Below are 1035 nucleotides of genomic sequence, written 5' to 3'. Positions count from 1 at the left end.
CCCTAGATGAGTAATTCCAAGGGGTCAGTGGTCGTAGGCCGTCAGGGAACGTAGGACCGGCTGGCCGGTGCGGTCGTTGTGCCAGATGGCGGCGGTCAGCGCCAGGATCCGCTGGAGCACCCGGGCGATCACCCCACCCGAAGTGCGCCCGCCGTGCCGCTCCAGATCCAACTGGCCCTTGAACGTCTGATTGATCGACTCGATGACCTGCCGCAACGGTCGGAACAACCCTGATCCGGCCCGCGGGGACTCACCCTTGCGGGCCGGGCGCAACAACGACAGGCCCGCGTCGGTCAGGCGGTGTTCGAAGTCGCGTCCGTAGTAGTTCTTGTCCGCGATCAGCGTCTGTCCCGGCCGCTGAGCGACCAGGTCGGGATCGGCGGCGAGCATGCCTGTCAGGGTGGTGCGCTCATCGGCCTTGGCGCCGGTAAGCGCGAAGGCGATGGGGAGTCCACTCAGGGTGCACACCAGGTGCAGGCGCAGTCCCCAAAAGAACCGGGAGTGGGAGGCGCAGTACCCGTATTGTGCCCATCCGGCCAGGTCGGAGCGTTTGACGGTCTCACGAGAGCGGGCGCACTCCACGGGGGTGGAGTCCACCACCCAGACATCGTCGGTCCAGGCGCTGGTGTCGGTGGCCAGGTGGCGGATGAGGACGCGGATCAGTCCGGTGGCCTTGCGTAGGCGTTTGTTGTAGCCGCTCTGCTGGGGCAGGTAGGGGAAGCGTTCGGACAGGTGGACGCGGGCGTGGCGTAGCCAGCGGGCCTCGCTGGTGTATCCGAGGAGGGCTTGCATGAGGGCCAGGGTGGCCAGGTCGGCGTCGGACAGGCGGGGTTGGAAGCCGATCTCGGGGCGCCAGGGGGCCAGGTCCGGCCGGTGCTTCAGGAGACGTTCGGTGGTGTCGTAAAGTGCTTGGGCGAGGGAGTTCAGGTCTTGCGTCACAACATGACCATGGGCTCCCTCGCCTCATGCTCAGACCAGGCACCCCTTGGAATTACTCATCTAGGCGGTGTTTTTTGGGTCCTCCGCTTCGCTTCG

The 1035-nt window shown here is 66.2% G+C and carries 1 protein-coding gene; it reads right to left on the bottom strand.

Annotation, left to right across the window (positions count from 1 at the left end; translation table 11 throughout):
• Positions 1 to 24: 24 nt before the first annotated feature.
• Complete coding sequence (locus tag D471_RS0132295; RefSeq protein ID WP_017602434.1) at positions 25 to 939, bottom strand: IS982 family transposase; 915 nt, start codon at positions 937 to 939, stop codon at positions 25 to 27.
• Between the last annotated feature and the right edge of the window lie 96 nt (positions 940 to 1035).

Origin of the sequence: Nocardiopsis lucentensis DSM 44048 (assembly GCF_000341125.1) — a bacterium.
GTDB lineage: Bacteria > Actinomycetota > Actinomycetes > Streptosporangiales > Streptosporangiaceae > Nocardiopsis > Nocardiopsis lucentensis.
Note: the sequence above shows the minus strand (reverse complement) of the source record. Positions and strands in the feature narration are given on the sequence as shown.